Source organism: Bacillus sp. FSL K6-3312 (assembly GCF_038007485.1).
GTDB lineage: Bacteria > Bacillota > Bacilli > Bacillales > Bacillaceae > Bacillus > Bacillus pumilus.
This window is the reverse complement of record NZ_JBBOXI010000001.1, coordinates 3,820,670-3,842,618: the sequence shown is the minus strand read 5'-3', so window position 1 is coordinate 3,842,618 and position 21,949 is coordinate 3,820,670. Positions and strand designations below refer to the sequence as shown.

The following is a 21,949-nucleotide window of genomic DNA, read 5'->3' as shown; positions in this document are numbered from 1 at the left end:
TGAAACATCTCCTTATGAAAGTGTATGACGTGTAGTTTGACTAGTAAAAAACGTCTTCAATAACGAAGCAGTTAAAGCTAAGCTGACAATCAATAGTGTGATTGGGTACACAACTGACACCCATTGTGGTGCCAGCCACTGGAGGCTTGATGCCCCTAAGGATGCTCCACCTACACTCATTAAAGCTGGTCCAATCGAGTGGACAGCGATCGTGCCAATAAATGTGCCCAAAAAGATAACGACGATAAAACTTGTGATATATTGTACTGTTACATCTTTTTTAGAAAATCCAATCGTTCGTAATAAATGGTTTCGGCTTGAATCTTTTGCTTTTAACATGTGCAGAAACATGAATAACATCAAACTGGCGGTTCCAAAAGCAGCTAATGTAGACAAAAATGCAACGACTTTTACTAAAGATGCTGTGCTGCCGATTGTTTGATGAACGTATTCTTTCATATCTGTTACTTTTGCAGGAGATATCTCTTTTTCAAATACTGTCTTTTTCTCAGCAATTTCTACTCCTTGGTTTAGTTGGATTTGAATGGTTTTCCAAAGAGCTGTTTGAGGAAATGGCTGTGATATTGCTTTTGCTGTTTTCCCGCCGTTGGTGACATCCTGATAAATGCCAGTCACAGTTTTTTGAATTTCCTGCCCGTTTGTTACGAGAGTAATTTTTTCTCCAACCTTTTTCTGGAGTGAATCTGAGCTGAGCACTGATAAGGCAATTTCTTTCTTCTTTAAAGGCTGTCTCCCTTGTAAATAGGTGAGAGGAAATGCTGAGAGATTACCTGCTTCTAAATAGAGTGTTTCTAATGAATTCTCCTTTGATTTTGCCTGAAGAGAAGTTGTTTCATATATGGCTGATGCTTGAATGTCTCCATCATCACGAATCATTGATTCTATTTTATTAGTATTTTCCTTTAGATGATTTCCTTGTCGTATATCAATTCGAAGGTCACTTTGACCAGAGCCAAGATATGTGATGAAATCCGGAGATTGTAAGGTGTACCATAGCTGAATAGGCAGCAGCATCAAAAATGTACAAAGGGCCATAATACAAGTAATCGTTGTGTACAACTTCTTTCGTGATAACAGATCTTTTAAACCAAGCCAAATATTGACTGATATGAACCTGTTTTTCTTGAGATGCAAGGGTATTTGTTTTTTATCATTCGTTGAAATGACGCTGCCTTGAAGTGCTTGAGCAGCTGATACTCGACCAAACTTTCTTAGGACAGTATAGCTGAAAGAAATGATGATCATTGCCATCACAATAGAAACACAAAGCGGGATGAACCAAGAAGTGAAAGAAGGCTGATTCCCCATGTATCGCTGAATATTGGCTGTAAACATATCACCAAATATAAACGTTAACCCATATCCTGCTATACACCCTATACCAGCAAGCAAGGCATACTTTCCAACGTATAATTGCTTGATTTTTGTTAAAGGAATCCCAAGTACCTTCAATATTCCAATTTCACGTTCGTCCTCTTCTATAGAAGCCGTCATAGCAAGGTGGAGAGAGAGAAGGGCTATACCGATGAGCAGCATGCAAGCAAGCAGCAGAATGGCGATCACCATTCCATCTGTCAATGCGTTCAGCATACGCAGCAAAGGTAATGTGACAGCAGGACCTTGTTGTGGAAGCTGTGATGACTGGTAGATTGCTTGAAAGGCATCTGCCTGCGCGGCATCATGCAATAAAAATTCAATTAAATATTCCTTTTTATGAAACACTTGATTCATTGCGTCCCAATCCTTGTGATGAAGAAGGAATCTTTTCGAACTAACAAGACTGGGGTTCATTTGTGCATCTCGCAAGAATGCTTTGATGCGGAAAGAGAATTGATTAGACCCTTTTCCAATCAGTAACGTTTCTCCTATTTTGAGATGATACTTTTGTTGAAAATAGATAGGGACAGCTACTTCACCTTTACTGACAGTGAGCTTTTCATTTTGTTCATTTAAAAGAAAATCAAAATAACGATTTTGTTTTACAAATAAATGATCCATCACACCTGCTTTGGCGGGTTCGTTTCCGAACTTGATATTTGCATGTTCAATTGGAATCATTGGGACGATTTGATGTGCTTTTACCATGGACTGCTTGCTTGAAAATGCCTCAATATCTTTTTCCTTTAGGCTGCCGTCATGCATTTGGACAAAGTCTGGTGCCTTGGCTGAATGGAGCAGATTAGAAATGGAACCATTCAGTTGTACTGTCATTTGAGCGGCGCTTGTTGCTAGAAATGATGTCATCATAATGCATATGGTTAAACCGATGGAAATGAGACGGTGGCGGGTTAAGTCCTTCTTTATAAACGTCAGTCTCATGAGGCTGATTCTCCTTCATGTTGAAGCATATTTTTTGTTAAGTAGGCAAGGACAAACATGAAAGTACTGACTATTAATACTGTCACATACATGTTTGCTGAAAACGTATTGAACAAGAACCCATACATCATTTGACCAAGCGGGGCAGCACATTGAGAAACCATTGTCAGATTTGCCATCACTTTTCCTAATTGACTATTTGGCGTTTTCTTTTGAACATGTGAAATCACAATGATTGAGATCATTGTAAGAAGCATAGCAATCGGAAGACATCCTGCTAGAAAGAGAAAATAAGCTGGATAAGTGCCAAATTGAAGAGCTGTGTTGGATGTAGAGAATGCGACAGGTAGCAAGATGATCGCGATGACGATCAGCCAGCGATATAAAGTAGGGATGCGCCAATGCTTTGCTACAAGTCCAACTAGCAGAGCTCCTGCGATGACAGCGAACTCAATCAAGCCCATGCCTACACCATACATGATGTCACTACTTTTCATTGTGACCCTTAAAATGATTGGACCACCTACGATAAAAAATGGCGTGAGGATGAAATTTAACATTGCAGCAAGCAACATGGCTCTTTTTAAAAATGGCTGACTGCCAATATAGGAAAATCCCTGTTTCATATCTTTTACGAGCACTTTGCCCATAGTTTCTGTAAGCGGGCTAGGTGAGAAGGATATGTTTAATCGTAAAAGCATGCATGCTGATAGAAAAAACACGATGGCACTGGCACCTATAATGGATTGACTTCCAATCAGTCCGTACAGAACCCCGCCGATAATAGGAGCGAGAACACCTGAAAGTGCCTGCACGCCATTGACGATCCCGTTTGCTTGTTCTAATTGTTCCTGTTTTACTAACTGTGGAATGCTGGACATCACAGCGGGAGCATAGAACGTACTCATCACACCAAGAAGCACCATGACCGCTCCGATCATAAAGAGTGAATCATTGCCTGAGAATAACCAAAAATAAAAAGCCAGAATCATGATGCCGGTGAGAACATCAAATAAAATCATTAAGTTCCTTCTGTTAAACCGGTCAGCGATTGCGCCTGCTAAGGGGGAAAGAAGGAGCGGTACATTGGATAAAGCGAACAGTAAGGCATATAAGTCAACACGCTGAGTCATATCCAGCACGTGTAAAGATAGAACAAACCGAATTAAGGAAGACCCAAAAACAGAAATAATCTGTCCGAGCACGAGGTAAATAAAGTGGGATGATCCTCTTTTGGATAATAAAGACATGGGTATCACTCTCCTTTTAGACCGACCGTCAGTCTATAATGTATGCAGGATTGGTATTGAAGTGACCAATCACTGATTATGTTCATCAAGTTCTCCAGTTAAACGTTTCAGAAGAAAGGAGAAGCTCCCCTTTTCTGCATGTAATGAGGATTCGAGGATATCGATAAAAGCTAGCGCGCGCTGCATACTCTCTTCGGCTGTCCATTGAAAAAGGCCCTCATCAAATATGACCTGTGCAGAAGCAAGAAGGAATTCCACCGTTTCTTGCGGGTACTTTGTTTTGAATGTCCCTTCTCCCACCCCTTGCTGAATGACATCAGCTAAAACGGGTGATAGTTCTTTAATCGCTTTGATTAAGCTTTTTTGGTGCATCTCCGCATTAGAAGGCTGATGAAATTGTTCAATCATGCCCTGTTTATTACTTCCTTGCTGCGGTGATTGTGCCATGATAATACGAAATAGTTTGTCGACGACTGGAAGGTCCGGCTCAGCTGCGATACGTTTTGCCACGATGATATCTGCTTTGATGATCCTGTCAATAATGGCATCCATTACTTCTTCTTTGGATGAAAAGTAATAATAAAAAGTGCCTTTTGCAATGCCAACAGCTTTCAGAATGTCGATAATCGTTGTTTGCTGATAGCCTTTGGTAGAAAAAAGCTCTTCGGCTGCGTTTAAGATGTCATTTTTACGTTCTTCAGGATGTTTAACGGTTCTCATAAAGCCATCCTTTCTTTTGACTAGACTGTCGGTCGGTCTCTTGATTTGATTAAACACTTTTCAATGTACCTTTGTCAATGCCCCAGTTTTAAACACTTTGCATTTATTGTGCAATGACACTATGATACATTGAATGAAAATACCTTCAGGAGAGATGCCTCATGCAATTTTTAACCACTGAATTGGCACAAGAAATGGTTGAACGTACGATGCGTATTTTAGATAAAAATATCAATGTGATGAATGCGGATGGTATCATCATTGGTTCTGGTGAACGAAACAGGATTGGTCAGAAACATGATGGTGCACGACTTGTGCTAACAAGCGGGAACAGTATGGAAATTGACCACGAGGCGTCCTTGCACTTAGAAGGAGTGAGACCAGGAATCAATTTGCCCATTTGCTTTCGTGAACAAGTAGTTGGTGTGATTGGCATTACTGGTGAGCCAGAGGATATTCGGCATCATGCCGAGCTGGTGAAAATGGCAGCTGAGCTGGTGTTAGAGCAGTCTTTTCTGCTTGAACGAGTTCAGTGGCGGCAGCGAATAGAGAGTGAAATTGTTAATCAGTTAATTTCTGATTCGGACGTTGGTGATCATCAGCTAAAGAACCGAGCTGCATGGCTGGGAATGGATTTAGATAAGCGTCGAATGGCCATCGTTTTTCAGCCAGTTCCATCCTCAGAAGACGCTGTGCATAAAATGATGCATGCGATTCAATACGATAAGAATGCGGATGATTTGCTTGGCATGACCTTTCGTCATGAATTGGTTCTTTTAAGGCAGCCGATTTCTGATCATTTTTTAAAGCATGTGGTTGGGCAGCTGCAAAGAACAATGGAAAAAGCAGTAGGAGGCCAGGTGCTGGTGGGGATAGGGACTGTCGCCGACGACATAAGCCAGCTGTCATTGTCCTTTGAGCACGCAAGAGATTCCTTGAGGTTGGGGAAGGCTCTTGATCCTGAGGAAAGTATTTATTTTTTTGAATCTTATCAGCTGGAAAGCTTATTCGTGACAGCAGGAGCTGCTGAAGAAAACAGGAGATGGACTGACTTTTACAAGCCATTAACACAAGAAGCTGAGCTTGTCCACACATTAAGAATTTACATTGAAGAGGGCGGTGATTTACAAAGAATTGTTGATCGGTTATTTATTCACCGGAATACATTGCGATATCGTTTAGATAAAATACAAGCTTTGACCGGAAAAGATCCCCGTCATGTGAAACAGTTGATGGAGCTTTATATGGTGCAGTTGATGAGTCAACTATCTTGATTGTGCATATGCACAATGAATTGAAGAGATAAATTAAAAAAATTCATCTAGAGTCACAACCTGATCCCCATTAGTAATCGCTTACAATTAAAGAAAGACATTTTGGGGGGATCGAGGATGAGTGGAGATGTGACAGTAAGTACACTAGGGGCCGTGACGGCACTTGTGGTTGCGATTGTTCTTATTCTAAAAAAAGTATCACCTGCATATGGCATGCTGGCAGGTGCTTTCATAGGCGGCTTGGTAGGCGGTGTAGATATTGTTCAGACTGTTAACGTCATGATGGAAGGCGCTAAGGATATGATTCCAGCTGTCCTCAGAATTATGGCGGCAGGTGTACTGGCTGGCGTTTTAATTGAGTCGGGTGCAGCTTTATCTATCGCCGAGGCGATCGTGAAGAAGCTTGGAGAGGCGAGGGCGTTATTAGCACTTGCACTGGCAACCATGATTTTAACAACAGTGGGTGTTTTTGTAGATGTAGCCGTTATCACAGTGGCACCTATTGCACTTGCCATTGCCAAACGGGCAAAGCTGTCAAAAACGGGAATTCTACTTGCTATGATTGGAGGAGGGAAAGCAGGGAATATCATGTCACCGAATCCGAATGCCATTGCCGCTTCTGATGCGTTTGGTGTACCGCTTACTTCAATGATGGCAGCAGGTATCATTCCGGCTATATTTGGCTTAGCTGTCACATACGTGTTAGCCAAAAAGCTTGCTAAGAAAGGAGCGCCTGTACTTGAAGAAGAAGTTAATCAAAGCCAGTTTCAAGTACCTGCCTTTTTACCAGCGGTGGTCGGTCCACTTGTCACCATTTTATTGTTGGCTTTAAGACCGCTTTTTCAAATCAATATAGACCCAATGATCGCCTTACCGATCGGAGGCATTATAGGCGCTCTTTTCATGAAAAAAGGGAGGTTTCTCAATGATTATGCGATGTCGGGGCTTCATAAAATGTCGGGTGTAGCAATTATGTTATTAGGGACAGGCACACTAGCAGGAATTGTATCGAATTCTTCCTTAAAAGATGTGTTGATCCAAGCACTCGATGCTTCGGGATTACCTCCGTATTTACTTGCACCAGCTTCAGGGATTTTTATGTCAGCCGCCACTGCTTCGACAACAGCAGGAACGGCGGTAGCGAGTGGCGTATTTAGCGGTACACTCATTGGGCTTGGTGTATCGGCTCTTTCAGGAGCAGCCATGATTCATGCTGGTGCAACTGTGCTTGATCATATGCCGCATGGGAGCTTTTTTCATGCAACAGCAGGAAGTGTTCAAATGGACATCAAAGAGCGGTTGAAACTCATGCCTTTTGAATCGTTAATTGGTTTGACATTAACTGTCGTATCGACCATTATTTTCGGCATTTTTCAGTTGTTTGGCTGATGACATTTGATAAGAAACGAGGGGCTTTAGGATGAAAATTGTGATTGCACCAGATTCATTTAAAGAAAGTTTATCTGCATATGAGGTAGCATGTGCCATCGAACGAGGATTTCATGCGATTTTGCCAGACGCTGAATATATTAAACTTCCCATGGCAGATGGAGGAGAGGGAACTGTTCAATCACTAGTTGATGCGACCGGCGGGTACATGATCAATCAAGTAGTCACAGGCCCGCTTGGTGACCCTGTCGATGCCTTTTTTGGCATGTTAGGAGACGGTGAGACGGCCGTTATAGAGATGGCCGCAGCCTCTGGGTTACACCTTGTTCCGCAAGAAAAACGCAATCCGTTACTCACGACATCCAGAGGAACTGGGGAATTAATGCTTGCGGCACTAGATCAAGGAGCGAAGCATGTCATCATTGGGCTTGGCGGAAGTGCAACAAATGATGGCGGCGTTGGGATGATGCAAGGATTAGGTGCGGCTTTTCTTGATCAAGCAGGACAGGAGCTGTCGCCAGGCGGTGGAACCCTTCATCAATTAGCTTCTATTGATCTATCTGGACTTGACCCAAGACTGCAATCCGTTCGGCTGGAGGCAGCCTGTGATGTGGATAATCCTTTAACGGGTGAGAGAGGAGCGTCTGCTATATTTGGTCCTCAAAAAGGTGCAAATGAAGAAATGGTTCAAGTGTTAGACAAGAATTTAGCTCATTTAGCTCACATAGCAGAAAAGCAGTTTAATGTATCCTTTGAAGATGCAGCGGGGGCAGGAGCGGCAGGAGGACTTGGTGCGAGTTTATTAGGCTTTTTACACGCCGATTTGCAGCGAGGAATTGATATTGTGCTGAAAGCTGTTCAGTTTGATGATGTCATCAAGGAGGCAGACCTAGTCATTACTGGGGAAGGTCGAATTGACCAGCAGACCATTTATGGAAAAACCCCAATCGGTGTAGCCAAAGCAGCAAAGCAGTATCATCTGCCTGTGATTGCTATCGCGGGCTCCCTCTCAAAAGACAGTGCTGTCGTACATAAGCATGGCATTGATGCCCTTTTTAGTATCGTTCCAGGTGTAACTTCTCTTTCTGAGGCGATGAGAGATGGGGCTATTCATGTAGAGAGAACAGCTCGAAATATTGCGGCTGCTATATCAATTGGAATAAATAAGTAAACGATGAAAAATGTTTCCTTTTCTATCACATTCTTTCTATAAGAAATGTGGTAAAATTGTATGAAATGAAATAGAAAGTTGGAGGAAACACAAATGTCTAATCTACCAAATTGTCCTTCATGCAGTTCAACGTATACTTATGAGGATGGCAGTCTGCTCATTTGTCCTGAATGTGCGCATGAATGGTCACTTGAACAAGAACAAGCCGCAGAGGAGCAGCTTGTGGTCAAAGATGCGAATGGAAATCTATTAAGTGATGGGGATACGGTCTCTGTCATTAAAGATTTAAAAGTAAAAGGTTCTTCTTCTGTCTTAAAAATAGGGACGAAGGTCAAAGGCATTCGTTTAGTGGAAGGCGATCATAACATTGATTGTAAAATTCCTAGCTTTGGTGCAATGAAGTTAAAATCAGAGTTTGTGAAAAAGGTATAATAATGAAAGGAGGCTGTCAGTAAGAGGCCTCTTTTTCATTTCTTCATTTATAGGTGAAAGGAATAATCTTAAACAAAATTCAATACATATATACCTGTTGAAAAAAGGTTCATTTTTAAAAAATCAAGCCTCTTTTCACATAAAAAATTGTTGTTTTCTTAACCCTACCTTAAAAAAGGCAGATGATTCACTAAATTTTGGCTCATCCCCTTCACAACTTTTGGGCATTGCTGTACCATATGGAAGTGTTCTTTTATTTTTAACGGATCATGGTGTTTATCAGGAAATAGATGATAGATGATACTTAGACAAAGAAGGAGAGGTAACGTGACGAACGTTTTAGAACTGCATAATGTATCTAGGCATATTCACGGGAAAAAGATCGTTCAAGACTTGAGCTTTTCTGTGCAAGCGGGCGAAGTCTTTGGCTTCTTAGGACCAAATGGCGCAGGGAAAACGACAACCATTCGTATGATGGTCGGTCTTTCTCCTATTACATCTGGTGACATTCTGATTAATGGTCATAGTATTCAATCCTCATATCAGCATGCTATCCAAGATGTTGGTGCCATTATTGAAAACCCAGAAATGTATAATCACTTAACAGCCAGACAAAATCTTGTTCACTTTGCCAGAATGAATGGGAAAGTGGATGAAGGGCGAATTGATGAGCTGCTAGAACTAGTCAGCTTACAGCACGTGAAACATAAGCGTGTTCGAACGTTTTCATTAGGAATGAAGCAGCGTTTAGGTATTGCGCAAGCACTTATACATAGACCGAAACTGCTGATATTAGATGAGCCGACCAATGGACTTGATCCAGAGGGAATTCGCATGATACGAGATTACTTGAGAAGGCTTGCAAAGGAAGAAGGGCTAGCTGTCATTGTTTCAAGTCACCTCATGTCAGAAATGGAATTGATGTGTGATCGTTTTGCGATTATCCAAAAAGGTAAGCTGATTGCGATTGAGGATCAGCGTGCAGAGACGAATCAAGACGAATTGGTCAATTATCGAATGAAGGTCGCATCTGGTGAGCTGGAAGAAGCGCAGAAGCTCATTGGTATATTTGAGGAAGGCACGACTGTAAGAGAAGAGGAGCAGTATTTATTCTTCTCCTTGGCAGAAGAGAAAATGCCGGAATTGATTCGTCATTTGAGCGGCGCGTCCATTCATTTGTACGAAATCAAAATAGAAAAACAAACCTTAGAAGATAAGTTCTTAAGCTTAACAGGTAAAAAGGAGGCAGACGTATGATACGCCTCATTCAAAACGAGTGGATGAAGATCAGTTATCGTGTTGGAACTTGGATTATGGTTGGACTTCTTGTTTTAGGTATGATCGCCACGCTGATCTTTGTAGTGAAAACAAATGACAAAGATCAAGCTTCAGGTGATTGGCAAACCCAGCTAGAAATGATGAATACGGAGAACAAGAAAGAGCTCAAAGAGACAGAAAATGGTTTCTTTAAAAGAAACCTTGAAAAAGAGATCGCTATCAATGATTATCGAATCAAGCATAACTTGCCGCCAGCTGATCAGTTTAGCCACAGTGTATGGGATTATGTGAAAACAAACGCCAATTTACTTCAGCTAGTAGGTGTGTTTGTGATCATTATTGCTTCCACTATTGTGTCGGCTGAATACAAGCATGGTACAATAAAATTATTATTGATTCGTCCACCATCAAGGCTAAAGATCCTAATATCTAAATATATTACAGTACAGCTGTATGCTCTTTTACTTGTTATGGTGCTATTTATCTTGTCCTTCATATTGGGTGCTATTTTCTTTGGACTTAACACTGATTATGTGAATTTGGTGTATCACAATGGTGAAGTGATTGAACGTTCGCAGTTTGCAAATATGGTCTATTATTATCTTGCTCATTGTGCAATGTTTGTCGTTTTGGGTACCCTTTCGTTCGCCATTTCTACAGTATTTAGAAGTGAAGCTATCTCCATTGCCATTAGTGTGTTAGCTTATATTGTGGGTGGGTCAGTTACAGGTATTTTAATGCTCTTCTTTGATTGGTCAAAATATTTGTTATTTGCAAACGATCCATCCCAATACTTTATGGAACAGGTTACTCTTATCGAAGGTATGTCTCTAGGATTCTCATTAATAGTTCTTGTCATCTATTGGGCTATCTTCTTGGCGATTGCTTTAATTGTCTTTCAAAAGCGAGAAGTAAAAACAGGTTAATTTAAATTTTTAGGAGGTTTACACATGATTAGACGTAAAGGTGAAAAAATTATGGGGATTATTAGTATTGTCCTCAATGTCATTGGTGTTGGAATTGGAGCATTATTCCTCTCCATAGGTCCATCAGTTTATGATCAAATCAATGAAGTGTTACAAGAGGAAGGAGAAACATTGCCAATTGAAACGCTTCAGGCTTCGGTTCATGCATTTGGTACTCAGTACATGGTTGTTTCCGCAATTGCGGCTGTGCTATCGATTGTCGGTGTGGTTCTTTTGAAAACAGACCGCCGTGCCGTGATTTCAGGTATTCTTTTCTTGGTTTCTGCTGTGACTCTTTTGATTGGAACAGTTGGCCTTGCATTTGCTCCAATGGTTCTATTGTTTATCATTGGATTGATGTCTCTTATTAGAAAGCCGAAAACAGAAGACATTCACACAAATGAATATCCTTCATAATACAAAGAAAAAGACATGCGTCGTTGTACGCATGTCTTTCTTTTTTTAAATGATACCGATCAGCATCGCCACGAACAGAAGGATAATACTGAATCCCCACATCCAAAAGAAGGAGTAGCGGATATGTTTCCCCATATCGACCCCTGCAAGACCGATCGCAAGCCAAACGGCTGGAGCGAGTGGACTGACAAAGGTTCCGATGATGTTTCCGATCATCATGGCATACGCCGCGGAAGTGCCTGTCACGCCAACCTCAGATGTGATTGATTCGACAATTGGCAGAAGTGCATAATAATAAGCGTCTGTACTTGTCAGCATATCCAGTGGTACCCCAAACATCCCGACAATGATATGTAAAAATGGAAGCAGGAAAGCAGGTAGAATCTGAATGCTGTCCACAGCAATAGCTTTTAGCATTCCCGTTCCTTCGAGAATTCCTAGAAACGAACCTGCGGAGAAAATAACAGCGGCCATCATGAGTGCACTAGGTGCATGCGCCTTGATTCTTTCCATTTGTACATCCACTTTCGGATAGTTAATTAATAGTGCGAGAGAAAGACCAATCATAAACATATAACTAGCCGGAATCACGTTGAGTACAAGAAGGACAACAACGGCTATAAACAGAATGAAATTCACCCAAATCAAGTGATAACGTTTTAAAGCGGCATCACCTGTCTCGCTAATGGATTGAATAGCCTGGTCCCAATCTGCCCCTTCTAATTGAACAGCAGCGATTTCATTTGCGGCGATTTTGACCCGAATGCGTTTTTCTTCTCTTTTTCCTAAAATAAATGCCATTCCTAATACGAGAACGACCCCAATGAGCTGAATGGGAATGAGCGGCACCCAAAGTTCAGATGGATCCATATTCAACACACTTGCTGCCCGTCCTGTGGGGCCAGCCCACGGCACCATATTCGTTAAGCCGGCACTTGTCCCAATCAATAACAGCAATAAGTACGGACTCATATGTAATTTTTTATAAAGTGGAAGCAGTGCAGGTACAGTTAATAAAAATGTAGTCGCTCCAGCTCCGTCTAAATGAGCGATGACTCCTATTAGAGCTGTTCCCATCGCAACCGTGACAACATTTCCCTTTGTCAGTTTAATCAGTGTTTTTATTAGAGGTTCAAAGAACCCTGTATCTTGTAAAATGCCGAAAAATAAAATGGCGAAGATAAACATGGTCGCCACCGGCAATACTTTGATAATTCCTTCTTCAAAAAAGGTTTGAATGTCATTTATCCCAAATCCCGCAATCAGTGCTCCTATTAAAGGCACCATGACCATAGCGACAATTGGACTTGCTTTCCCCCAAATCAGCAATACAACAATCGTTAAAATAATCAACAATCCAACAAGCGTTAACATAAGACCCTCCCCCTACAATAAACCGTTTACATTTGTTAGCTCTTTTTATAACAATGCAGTCCCACAGCTGCATTGAAAAAAAGAGTATCAAAAATATGAGCATTAGGCAACCGCTTTCATACCTATACAATGGTAAAAAAGGATGGTGAATCCATTCATGGCGCGGTATCAAACATGTCAAAAAATTTAGATAAAATATAACGCTTCAAATATATTTATACTAATAAATATATTTATATAGGTATTTAAGATCATTAAAAAAGAAGTGTTCAATGAATGAACACTTCTTTTAAATTATTTTTTCAAGATGACGTACTCGTAAGGGTCAAGCTGAAACTTCTCTGGCACCTGCTCGTCAGTCAGCATATTTTCATAGCTTTCCGCTGAATCTAGTGATATGTTCTGCTGCTCTTCTGTAAAATTCATCATAAACACATATTCCTGAGTGCCATCTGTTCGTTTTTGTACACTGACTCCCTCTGGAATCACCGCTGATAGGACGGGCTGTATATCCATTTCTGCGATGAGTTCCTCGTAAAACTCATCATAAAAAATCTGCTCATTTTCGGAAGCCATATAGTATGCTTTTCCATCTCCAAAAGGATGGACAGTCAGGGCTGGCTGTCCTTCGTAGCAGCCGTTCTCAAAATGTCCTAACACAGAGGCCGTTTCAGGATGAATGGATTCGCAATATTGCCCGACATGGTAGGTGCGTCCATTTCCTGTGGTCATTAATACATGTTCATCTGGCATCAATGTGTTGATTTCCTCAGCCCAAATGCCAAGTACATGGCGGAGAGGACCGGGGAAACCGCCGAGGAAACAGAGGTCGTTTTCATCGACCATGCCGCTCCAGTATGTTGCGATAAAAATACCGCCCGCTTTAACAAAGGCTTCGATTTTTTCTGCCACGCTTGGTTTGATCATATAGAGCATTGGACCAACGAGCACACGATAGGATGAGAAATCCATTTCCATGCCGACAATGTCAACAGGAATGCCTTTTTTCCAAAAGCTTCGATAGTGAGTTTGACAAGCCTCTACATAGCGTTTGTTTGTATTATTTAAGCCTTGTGCATCATCAATGGCCCAGTGGTTTTCCCAATCGTATATGATGGCGACTTCTGGTTGAACGGATGTCCCCGCGATAGGCTGCAGCTGCTCCAGCTGTTTCCCTAGATCAGCGACCTCTTGAAACACGCGCGTATGTTCATGTCCAGAATGATCAACTACCGCGCCATGAAATTTCTCGGAGGCACCTCGCCCTTGGCGCCACTGGAAGTAAAGCACGGAGTCTGATCCGTGAGCAATCGCCTGCATAGCAGACAGATGAGCCATTCCTTGATGTTTGACTTTATTCACATCATGCCAATTCACGAGGCTAGGCGTGCTTTCCATGACGAGAAATGGCTGACCGTCCTTTAATGAACGATATAAGTCGTGAACGAAGGCAACGTTTGACGCTAATTCAGCGGTTGTTTCCCTGCCGCTATGCCATGCTGGATAGCTATCCCATGAAATCACGTCGACCTCTTTTGCAAATTGATGATAATCCAGCCCAAGAAATGGGCGCATATGTGGGTAGTCGCCCATAAAGTTGGTGGTCACTGGAATATGAGGTGTCAATTCTCGGAGCGGTTCAATTTCATTTTGATAAAAATTGATCGTTTGCGCGGTGACAAAGCGCTTCCAGTCTAGGTTCATTCCATGGATCATGTGCTCCCCGTGCGGTGCAGGTGACTCGATTTGTGACCAATCACTATACGTGTGGCTCCAAAACCCCGTCCACCATGCTTGATTCAAAGCTTCAAGGTCATGATTGTACTTGTCTTTCAAATAGCCTTGAAATGCTTCCTGGCAGAGATCACAATGACATTCGCCGCCGTACTCATTCGAAATGTGCCACATGATCAGTGCTGGGTGATCCTTGTAGCGTTCAGCCAGTAGCCGGTTTAGTGTATTCGTTTTTTCTCGATAAACTGGTGAGGTGAAGCAATGATTATGGCGCAGTCCATGTAAATTGCGCTGACGGTTCGCTTCAACGCGCAATACTTCTGGATATGTTTGCGAGAGCCAAGCAGGTCTTGCTCCGCTTGGCGTTGCAAGAATGGCGTGTGCCCCCTGTGCTGCCAAGCGGTCCATGATGTCATCCAGCCATGTAAAATCATATTGACCTTCTTTTGGCTCTAGCTTACTCCATGCGAAAATGTTTATGGAGAATGTTTGACAATGTGCAAGCTTCATTAATCGAAAATCTTCGTCAATGATCTCCGGCATATGGAGCCATTGATCTGGATTATAATCGCCACCATGTAAGAATCCGTTTACATTGGGGTGAACGAGTGGGTAACGCTTTCCCATTTTGTCACGTCCTATCCTTTTAATTACGGTGTCATTTGTTTAAATACATCAAGAGAAGGCAGTGCTTTTCCGTTGAAATCAAACATCGCTTGATTTTCCCAAGCATTTCCGGCCGTACCGGTTGTTTGGATATAAGCCAGCCCATATAGACTAGACCACGGAGCGCCTTTCGCTGGAATCCAAAGTGGCTCCCAATAAAAGAAACCTTTCCCGCGATTGTTTTTCACTTGTGAAATTTTTTCTGATAGATCTCGTATAAAAGAAGCCTGGCCTTGAGGTGAAGCTGGGTAGCCGGCAGTATTGACTGAATCTTGGTTAAATGAGTTTTCTAGGTTGTCGCCATTTGCTGTTGTAAAACCGTAGGCGGTTTCTACCACGATGACGTCTTTGTTATAGCGAGCGCTAATGTCATTCATATTGTTAGTAAGACCGCTAAATTCGCCGTCCCAATACGGGTAGTAAGATAAACCGATCGTATCGAACGAGACACCTCGTTTGGTGATTTCATCAAACCACCAGCGGGATGCACCATTGTCCCCACCGTGGGCAAGGTGAAGCATGATGTTGATATTCGAATCGACAGAGCGAACAGCATTTGTGCCAGCCTTTAGCAAAGCGGCAAGCCGGTCAAATTCACCGCCGCCTTCACCCCAGCTTTTGCCGTTCGGCCACAGCATGCCTGAGTTCAATTCGTTTCCGACCTGTACCATGTTCGGCAAAGCATTTTGGGCTCTCATCGTTTTGAGTACATCCCCTGTGTAAGTGCCAACCGCTTTTACTAAATCGTTTTGTGAAAGGGAAGCCCATGCTTTCGGTTTGAACTGTTTACCAGGATCGGTCCAGAAATCACTGTAGTGAAAATCAAGCAGCACTTTCATATTTTGTGCTTTTGCGCGTTTCGATAAAGCGATGGCTGTATTGAGATCATTTGTCCCGCCATTATAGGCACGACCTTGGTTGTCGTATGGGTGGTTCCACAGTCTAATGCGCACATAGTTGACGCCTTTTTCCTTTAATAGCTTGAGCGGTTCCACCTGTTTTCCATTCTGGTCGAAGTATCTGCCGCCGCTTCTCTCCACTTCCGCAAGCATGGAGATATCTGCTCCTTTAATGAAATCATTTTGCAGTCCATTGATCGGCTGAACTGAAATTGCATCCGCTTTTGCTTCAGGTAAAATCCCTAACCCCATCAAAAAGAAAACGACAACCGTGACGAGCATCCATTTCTTCATCAAATCTCCCCTTATCCTTTTGTCCCGCCTTGTGTGAGGCCGGACACAAATTGTTTTTGTAACACAAGGAACAATAAAGCGACTGGAATCGCAATGAGTAAAGCCCCGGCTGCAAAGGTCGTGTAGCTGGCCCCCATTTTGTCTGATACAAGATTGTACAGACCGATTGGGAGTGTATACATTTCGGGTGAGCGGACAATGACACTGGAGATGATGAAATCACCCAGTGGTCCTGTAAACGAGTTGATGGCGACAACCGCTAAAATGGGCTTAGCAAGCGGCATAATAATTTGGATGAAAATCCGGAAATGCCCTGCGCCGTCCATTCTGGCTGATTCGTCGAGATCCTTCGGAATCGCATCAAGATAGCCTTTCATTAAATACGTATTCATCGGAATTTGTCCGCCTGCATAAATCAAAATCAGTGCAAGATGGCTGTTAATCAGTCCAAGCATTTGAGCCAAAACGAAAATCGCAATCAGTGCTGAAAATTGAGGAATCATTTGCAGCAGTAAAAAGAGCATCAGCCCATTTTTCCGTCCTTTGAAACGGAATCTAGAAAAGGCATAGCCTGTAAAACTAACAAGAATCAGCGTTAACAACATTGTGGCAATACTGATCTTCATGGAGTTCCAATACCATTTTGCATAAAGTGCTCCCGGGCCGAAGAAGAGCTCGGTAAAGTGACTGAACGTTGGATTTTTCGGAAACATACTTGTACTCATGAGGCTGTTTCCAGGATTAAAGGAAGCACCGATCGTCCAAAGCAGTGGATATAGAATACAAATGGAGGCAATGAAAAGGATAAAATAAGTAATGCTCAGGCGAATGAGCTTGTTTTGTTTTGATCCCATATCACATCATGTCCTCCTCTTTGAATGAATTCGTTCTCTTAAACTGCCAGAGTGCAATGGCGATCACAAAGATTGAAAGTAAAATCGTGACAGCCGCAGCGAGTGCATATTGAGAGGACTGCATCGTGAGTTTATAAATCCAAGACACCAAGATGTCCGTTCCCCCAGCGGTTGACCCCGCAACAGGCGGTCCCCCGCCATTAAATAAGTAGATAATATTAAAGTTGTTAAAGTTAAACGTATATTGTGTGATGAGGATGGGTGCAATGGAATAGAGAACAAGCGGTAACGTGATGGACCGGAATTTCTGAAAAAAATTGGCTCCATCAATGGTCGCAGCCTCATATAAATCCTCGGGAATCGCCTGCAAAACGCCTGTTGTCATAATGAAAACGAAAGGAAATCCAAGCCAAGTCTGCATCGCAATGAGGGCAATTTTGCTCCAAAATGGATCTGTTAGCCATGGTTTTGGATCAATCCCTATCGATGCAAAAAGTGTATTGTTAATGGCCCCAAATGTATCATTGAACAGTCCAGCAAACACCAAAATGGTCACGAAGCCCGGAACAGCCCAAGGGAGAATCAAAATGGTTCTAAAAAACCGTTTTCCCTTTAAATCCTTCTGATTGAGCAGAACCGCTAAAAAGATGCCGAGGGCACATTGAAGGGTCGACACAGCCAAAGTCCATACGACGGTCCAGCCAAGTACATCAATGAAGGTGTCTCTCCAAATATCAATGGAAAAGATATTTTGAAAGTTCTTGATTCCTACCCAGTCGATCAGATTGGCAGGAGGCGAGTGATATAAATCATAGTTCGTAAAGGCAAGCGCAAAGCTGAACATAATAGGAAAGACAACAGAAAATAGAAGTAAAAAGAAAGCAGGAGTGCTCATTAAGTAAGGGAAGCCTTGATCGATGAGCTGATGATATTGAGCACGGATGGAATGAAGTGGAACCCCTTGATCCCGTTTCTTTCCATTCATAAAAGCATCACGCATCATGAGTACATAAAAGCCGATACCAAAACCAGCTGTTAACAGCGCAATAATCCCCTTTGCTAAAAGAAAAACAGAGTTGTCACGAGGCAGCATCGTCCCAAGTGTGAACAGTCCCCAGAAGCCAATATTGAATAAATCATAAAATACAATCAAAAAAGAGACGCCGAACAGGAAAAAAAGTGCCCCTTTGCCGTACTGTTTGTTGTATATCTGCCCCATCCCGGGTATAAAGGAGAACATTAGCGCCCGTCTCCGGTGTGTCTTTGATTCCACTGTGTGTGTGCGGTCTAGTTCAAGGTTACCCGTCACGTCTAACACCTACTTCATATAAAATTAGATCAACTACGGGCAGTTTGATAGACTACCCGCATTTGATGGTTATTTGGAGTGATTTGCTTTAATTTGAGAGTCGATTTGATTGACCGCATCATCAAATGCCTTTTTCACATCTGTACGACCAGTTGCAATCAGTCCTAATGCACTATCAATCGGCTTCCACACCTCTTCCATTTCAGGATTGTTCGGTGTTAGTGTGGCGTATTTCGTTTGTTTAGAAACAGCATCCGCATTTGCGTTTTCCGTAATGATTGGATCTTTCATCAGTTTTTTCACTGGTGGAATTTCCTCTGTTAATTCAAAGCGCTTCTTTGAATTTTTTTCGTTCGTGATAAATTCAACAAATTTCTCAGCAAGTTCTTTATTTTTAGAATAAGAGGAGACGTTGTAGCCTTTTACACCTAAGAATGAGCTCATATTTTTTCCGTTAGGGAGTGTTGGCAGCTCGGCCACACCATAGTCAATACCCGCCTCTTTATATGGACCAAATGACCAAGGACCAGAAATGACAGCTGCTGCTTTTTTCTCTGTAAATAAGGAGTTGAGGACATTGATTCCTTGTTCACCAATGATGCCTTTCGGGAAAAGACCTTCGCTAAAGAATTTTTGAATGTATTCTCCGCCTTGGATGGCGCCATCGTTGTTCAAACCAATGTCATTAACATCATAAGAGCCATCGCTTTTCTGCTTGAAAATATAGCCCCCAGATCCGCCTAAAACACTTTGCGCATAGTAAATTTCATCCCATTTCGCAACAAAACCGTACTTTCCGTCTTTTGTCAGCATTTTCGAAAGATCATACCAGCCATCAAGTGTCGTTGGTGCCTTTTTGACAAGATCTTTGTTATAAAAAAGGACAGTGGTTTCAACGGATTTTGGCAGACCATACAGCTTGCCATCTACCGTTTGTGATTGAATCGATTCGTCTGTGAAGGAGTTGATCACTTTTTGATCTGGCTTGATTTCTTGTAATAGCCCCTCAGTGACAGCTGATCCAATTTGATTGTGAGGCATCGTGATGACGTCTGGACCTGTCCCAGCTGCTCCATCTAGACGGAGAGCTTCGATTTGGTCGGCATAAGCTTTTTCGACCACTTTGATTTTCACATCATGTTGTTTTTCGAATTCTTTTACAGCGTCTTGAATCCCCTCAGTTTTTTTGACATCCTCCCACACTAGTAAGGTCTTTGTACCTGTAGATGCTGGCTGTGTTCCGCTTGAATTGTCATCTCCCGGTCCGCAAGCTGAAAGCAGAAGCACAGCAGTCCCAACGACTGCTGATAATGTCGCCCATTTTCCCTTTTTCATTAGTAATCCCCTCTCGTTCTTTTTTCACAGATGATAAGAAAACGCTTTCTTAATGTGAGAATATCAACTTGAGTAAAAAAAGTAAACATATTTTATTAAATTTATTAAGTAAAATTTTTTACTGATGTAGAGAGAAAAGAAGCCCTCCACATTGGACGGGGCTTCTGGTTGTTTATATCGTACTTTTTCGAAAGACAGGTTCTGAGGCAATCAGCACAGTTTTCGGTAATGTTCTGCCGTCCACAAGTCTTTCTAACAGTAAATCAACTGCTGTTTCACAAAGTAAAGACGTGTGGATATGATACGTGGTGAGCGGTGGTGACACATATTGAGACACATGAATATCGTTGATACTAAAGACGCTCACGCGGTTCGGCAGAGAAAATCCGCGCTCATTTAATGCTTGTAAACAGCCGATGGCAAGAGGATCACTAGCGACACAAAAAGCGGTGGGCAGGTCATCACCAAGCTCATCAATCGCCTTCATCATCAGCGCATAACCATCATCTACTGAGAAATGGTGACTGACATAGACCAATTGCTCATCAAGGACATTGCGAGCCATCATATATTCACGGAAAGTCGTTTCGCGAATATCTGGAATATGCACATTCGTATTCAGATCAATGTCTGTGCCGCCAACGAATCCAATGGATGTGTGTTCTTTTTCAATAAAAGAATCGATGATCCTTTCAACAATTCGTTTCAGGTTTGGCTTTACTGAATCAAAACGGTCTTCATCTGGTGACGTATCAATAAAAACGATATGTTGGGTGATCGCATATAATTGATCAAGCTCTGACGTTTTAAATCGGCCGAGGGCGATGATCCCTTCTGTAGAAGGATCAATGGAGAGAAGCCCATCAGATGGATTGTAAGCGGTGACATTTAAACTCCGAGTATTCGTAAGTTCCTCAATGCCTAGACGAATGGATTTAAAATAAATATCTTCAAGCTCTTCCTTTTCGGTCATCCAATAGAGAAAGGCGATTTTTTTTAATGAATGTTTGAAAGTTTTCTTTTGATAGGACAAAGCTTCAGCGGCGGCGTATACTTTCTCACGTGTTTGATCCGTGACAGATAGGTTGGGATCTTGGTTCAGTACGCGAGATACAGTCGCAATGGATAATCCAGCTTTTTCAGCAATGTCCTTTATTTTAGCTGCCAAATCAGCACCTCCTATAGAAAATATCTCCTTCTAGTATAGAGTCTTTAAAAAAATTAGTAAATATTTTTATTAAATTGTTTTCAGTTAAGCGCTTCTTTACGCACTGGGAAGGAATTAGTAAGATATATATATGAAAGGTTTTGGATTAAGATTTCTGATAGGAGAGGGACCGATGTATTATGATGCACTGAAGACATTTGTGACAGTTGTGGAAGAGAAAAACTTTACAAAGGCAGCCCAAAAGCTGCGGATTTCTCAGCCAAGTGTCAGTCTTCATATTAAGAACTTGGAGCAGGAATTCCAGACCGTTCTGCTGAATCGTTCGCCAAAGCAACTAACTGTTACACCAACTGGGGATATGCTGTACCATCGATCAAAACAAATCATTCGTTTATATGAACAGGCGAAGCAGGATATTTATGAGCATCATCATCTGGCAAGAGGGAAGCTGACAATCGGGGCGAGTTTTACCATTGGAGAGTACGTGCTGCCGCAAATATTGGCAGAGTTTCATCAGCTCTATCCGCATGTGGACATTGAGGTGGTCATTGATAACACAGAGGCGATCGCCAGTCATGTCCGCTTATTCCATGTCGACATCGGTTTGATCGAAGGACAGACGAATGACAAAGAACTGACTGTAGAAACTTTTCTAGAAGACGAGCTATATATCGTCGCGCCATTAGATCACCCCTTTGCTAAGAAAAAGGATGTCACGATTGATCAACTGCAAAACGAAACATGGATCACAAGAGAAGAGGGATCAGGTACCGGGGAATACTTACAGCACGTCCTGAAATCAAATGGACTGAAAGCACGGACATTTGTGACGTTTAGCAGCAATCAAGCGATTAAAGAGGCTGTGATTCATGGAATGGGGCTTTCTGTTTTATCTAAATATGTCCTCCAACGAGGCAGCATTGGCGGTGAATTGGCTGTCATTTCTGTGAGAGGAATGGATTTTAAACGAAAATTTTCCTATGTTGAGTCACCGATGACAGGGGGAAATAAAAATAAAGAATTGCTCGTTGAATTGTTAAGGAAAGAGAGAAAAGATGCTTCTCCTCGGTAGGAGAAGCA

The 21,949-nt window shown here is 42.1% G+C and carries 18 protein-coding genes; 8 read left to right on the top strand and 10 right to left on the bottom strand.

Annotated features, from left to right (window positions below; translation table 11 throughout):
- Positions 1-12: 12 nt before the first annotated feature.
- From MHI11_RS20125 to MHI11_RS20115, 3 genes are all read right to left on the bottom strand, one after another.
- Entirely contained in the window at positions 13-2,340 is a 2,328-nt protein-coding gene (locus MHI11_RS20125; protein WP_340962209.1) for an ABC transporter permease, read from the bottom strand.
- Positions 2,337-3,590 carry an MFS transporter gene (locus tag MHI11_RS20120; protein ID WP_340962208.1) on the bottom strand — a complete coding sequence of 418 codons (1,254 nt, stop codon included), beginning with the start codon at positions 3,588-3,590 and terminating at the stop codon, positions 2,337-2,339. The genes MHI11_RS20125 and MHI11_RS20120 overlap by 4 nt, the downstream gene beginning before the upstream one ends.
- Before the next feature lie 69 nt (positions 3,591-3,659).
- Positions 3,660-4,310, bottom strand: coding sequence for a TetR/AcrR family transcriptional regulator (locus MHI11_RS20115; RefSeq protein ID WP_003215358.1), 651 nt, complete (start codon positions 4,308-4,310; stop codon positions 3,660-3,662).
- 161 nt (positions 4,311-4,471) lie between these two features.
- On the opposite strand from MHI11_RS20115, the gene MHI11_RS20110 reads away from it, so the two are divergent.
- The 7 genes from MHI11_RS20110 (at position 4,472) to MHI11_RS20080 (ending at position 11,236) form a co-directional block, all read left to right on the top strand.
- Positions 4,472-5,584: a CdaR family transcriptional regulator gene (locus MHI11_RS20110; protein WP_340962207.1), complete on the top strand. Its 1,113-nt coding sequence runs from the start codon at positions 4,472-4,474 to the stop codon at positions 5,582-5,584.
- 117 nt (positions 5,585-5,701) lie between these two features.
- A complete protein-coding gene (locus MHI11_RS20105; protein ID WP_340962206.1) occupies positions 5,702-6,973 on the top strand; it encodes a GntP family permease in 1,272 nt (423 codons plus the stop codon).
- 31 nt (positions 6,974-7,004) lie between these two features.
- On the top strand, positions 7,005-8,144 hold the full coding sequence (locus tag MHI11_RS20100) for a glycerate kinase (protein ID WP_340962205.1): 1,140 nt from the start codon (positions 7,005-7,007) through the stop codon (positions 8,142-8,144).
- Positions 8,145-8,237: 93 nt separating this feature from the next.
- Positions 8,238-8,576 carry a zinc ribbon domain-containing protein YjdM gene (locus MHI11_RS20095; RefSeq protein WP_106065925.1) on the top strand — a complete coding sequence of 113 codons (339 nt, stop codon included), beginning with the start codon at positions 8,238-8,240 and terminating at the stop codon, positions 8,574-8,576.
- A gap of 327 nt (positions 8,577-8,903) precedes the next feature.
- Positions 8,904-9,833, top strand: a complete 930-nt coding sequence (locus MHI11_RS20090; RefSeq protein ID WP_080772921.1) for an ABC transporter ATP-binding protein — start codon at positions 8,904-8,906, stop codon at positions 9,831-9,833.
- Positions 9,830-10,780, top strand: a complete 951-nt coding sequence (locus MHI11_RS20085; protein ID WP_340962203.1) for an ABC transporter permease subunit — start codon at positions 9,830-9,832, stop codon at positions 10,778-10,780. Before MHI11_RS20090 ends, MHI11_RS20085 begins: the two co-directional genes overlap by 4 nt.
- Before the next feature lie 24 nt (positions 10,781-10,804).
- The gene (locus MHI11_RS20080; protein WP_113767930.1) at positions 10,805-11,236 is read left to right on the top strand and encodes a DUF4064 domain-containing protein; all 432 of its coding nucleotides are present in this window, start codon (positions 10,805-10,807) and stop codon (positions 11,234-11,236) included.
- Between the two features lie 45 nt (positions 11,237-11,281).
- Here MHI11_RS20080 and MHI11_RS20075 read toward each other — a convergent pair whose 3' ends face one another.
- The 7 genes from MHI11_RS20075 to MHI11_RS20045 form a co-directional block, all read right to left on the bottom strand.
- Positions 11,282-12,610, bottom strand: coding sequence for a CitMHS family transporter (locus MHI11_RS20075; protein ID WP_340962199.1), 1,329 nt, complete (start codon positions 12,608-12,610; stop codon positions 11,282-11,284).
- Between the two features lie 294 nt (positions 12,611-12,904).
- Entirely contained in the window at positions 12,905-14,971 is a 2,067-nt protein-coding gene (locus MHI11_RS20070) for a beta-galactosidase (RefSeq protein ID WP_340962197.1), read from the bottom strand.
- Between the two features lie 23 nt (positions 14,972-14,994).
- A complete protein-coding gene (locus MHI11_RS20065; protein WP_340962196.1) occupies positions 14,995-16,203 on the bottom strand; it encodes a glycoside hydrolase family 53 protein in 1,209 nt (402 codons plus the stop codon).
- Between the two features lie 11 nt (positions 16,204-16,214).
- Complete coding sequence (locus tag MHI11_RS20060; protein ID WP_003215217.1) at positions 16,215-17,057, bottom strand: sugar ABC transporter permease; 843 nt, start codon at positions 17,055-17,057, stop codon at positions 16,215-16,217.
- Between the two features lies 1 nt (position 17,058).
- The gene (locus tag MHI11_RS20055; RefSeq protein WP_340962361.1) at positions 17,059-18,297 is read right to left on the bottom strand and encodes a carbohydrate ABC transporter permease; all 1,239 of its coding nucleotides are present in this window, start codon (positions 18,295-18,297) and stop codon (positions 17,059-17,061) included.
- 138 nt (positions 18,298-18,435) lie between these two features.
- A complete protein-coding gene (locus tag MHI11_RS20050; RefSeq protein ID WP_340962194.1) occupies positions 18,436-19,701 on the bottom strand; it encodes an extracellular solute-binding protein in 1,266 nt (421 codons plus the stop codon).
- Positions 19,702-19,873: 172 nt separating this feature from the next.
- Positions 19,874-20,869 (bottom strand): LacI family DNA-binding transcriptional regulator, encoded by a 996-nt coding sequence (locus MHI11_RS20045; protein WP_185108150.1) that lies wholly within the window; start codon positions 20,867-20,869, stop codon positions 19,874-19,876.
- Between the two features lie 172 nt (positions 20,870-21,041).
- Here MHI11_RS20045 and MHI11_RS20040 point away from each other — a divergent pair, with 172 nt between their 5' ends.
- Positions 21,042-21,941: a LysR family transcriptional regulator gene (locus tag MHI11_RS20040; RefSeq protein ID WP_044139135.1), complete on the top strand. Its 900-nt coding sequence runs from the start codon at positions 21,042-21,044 to the stop codon at positions 21,939-21,941.
- Positions 21,942-21,949 lie beyond the last annotated feature (8 nt).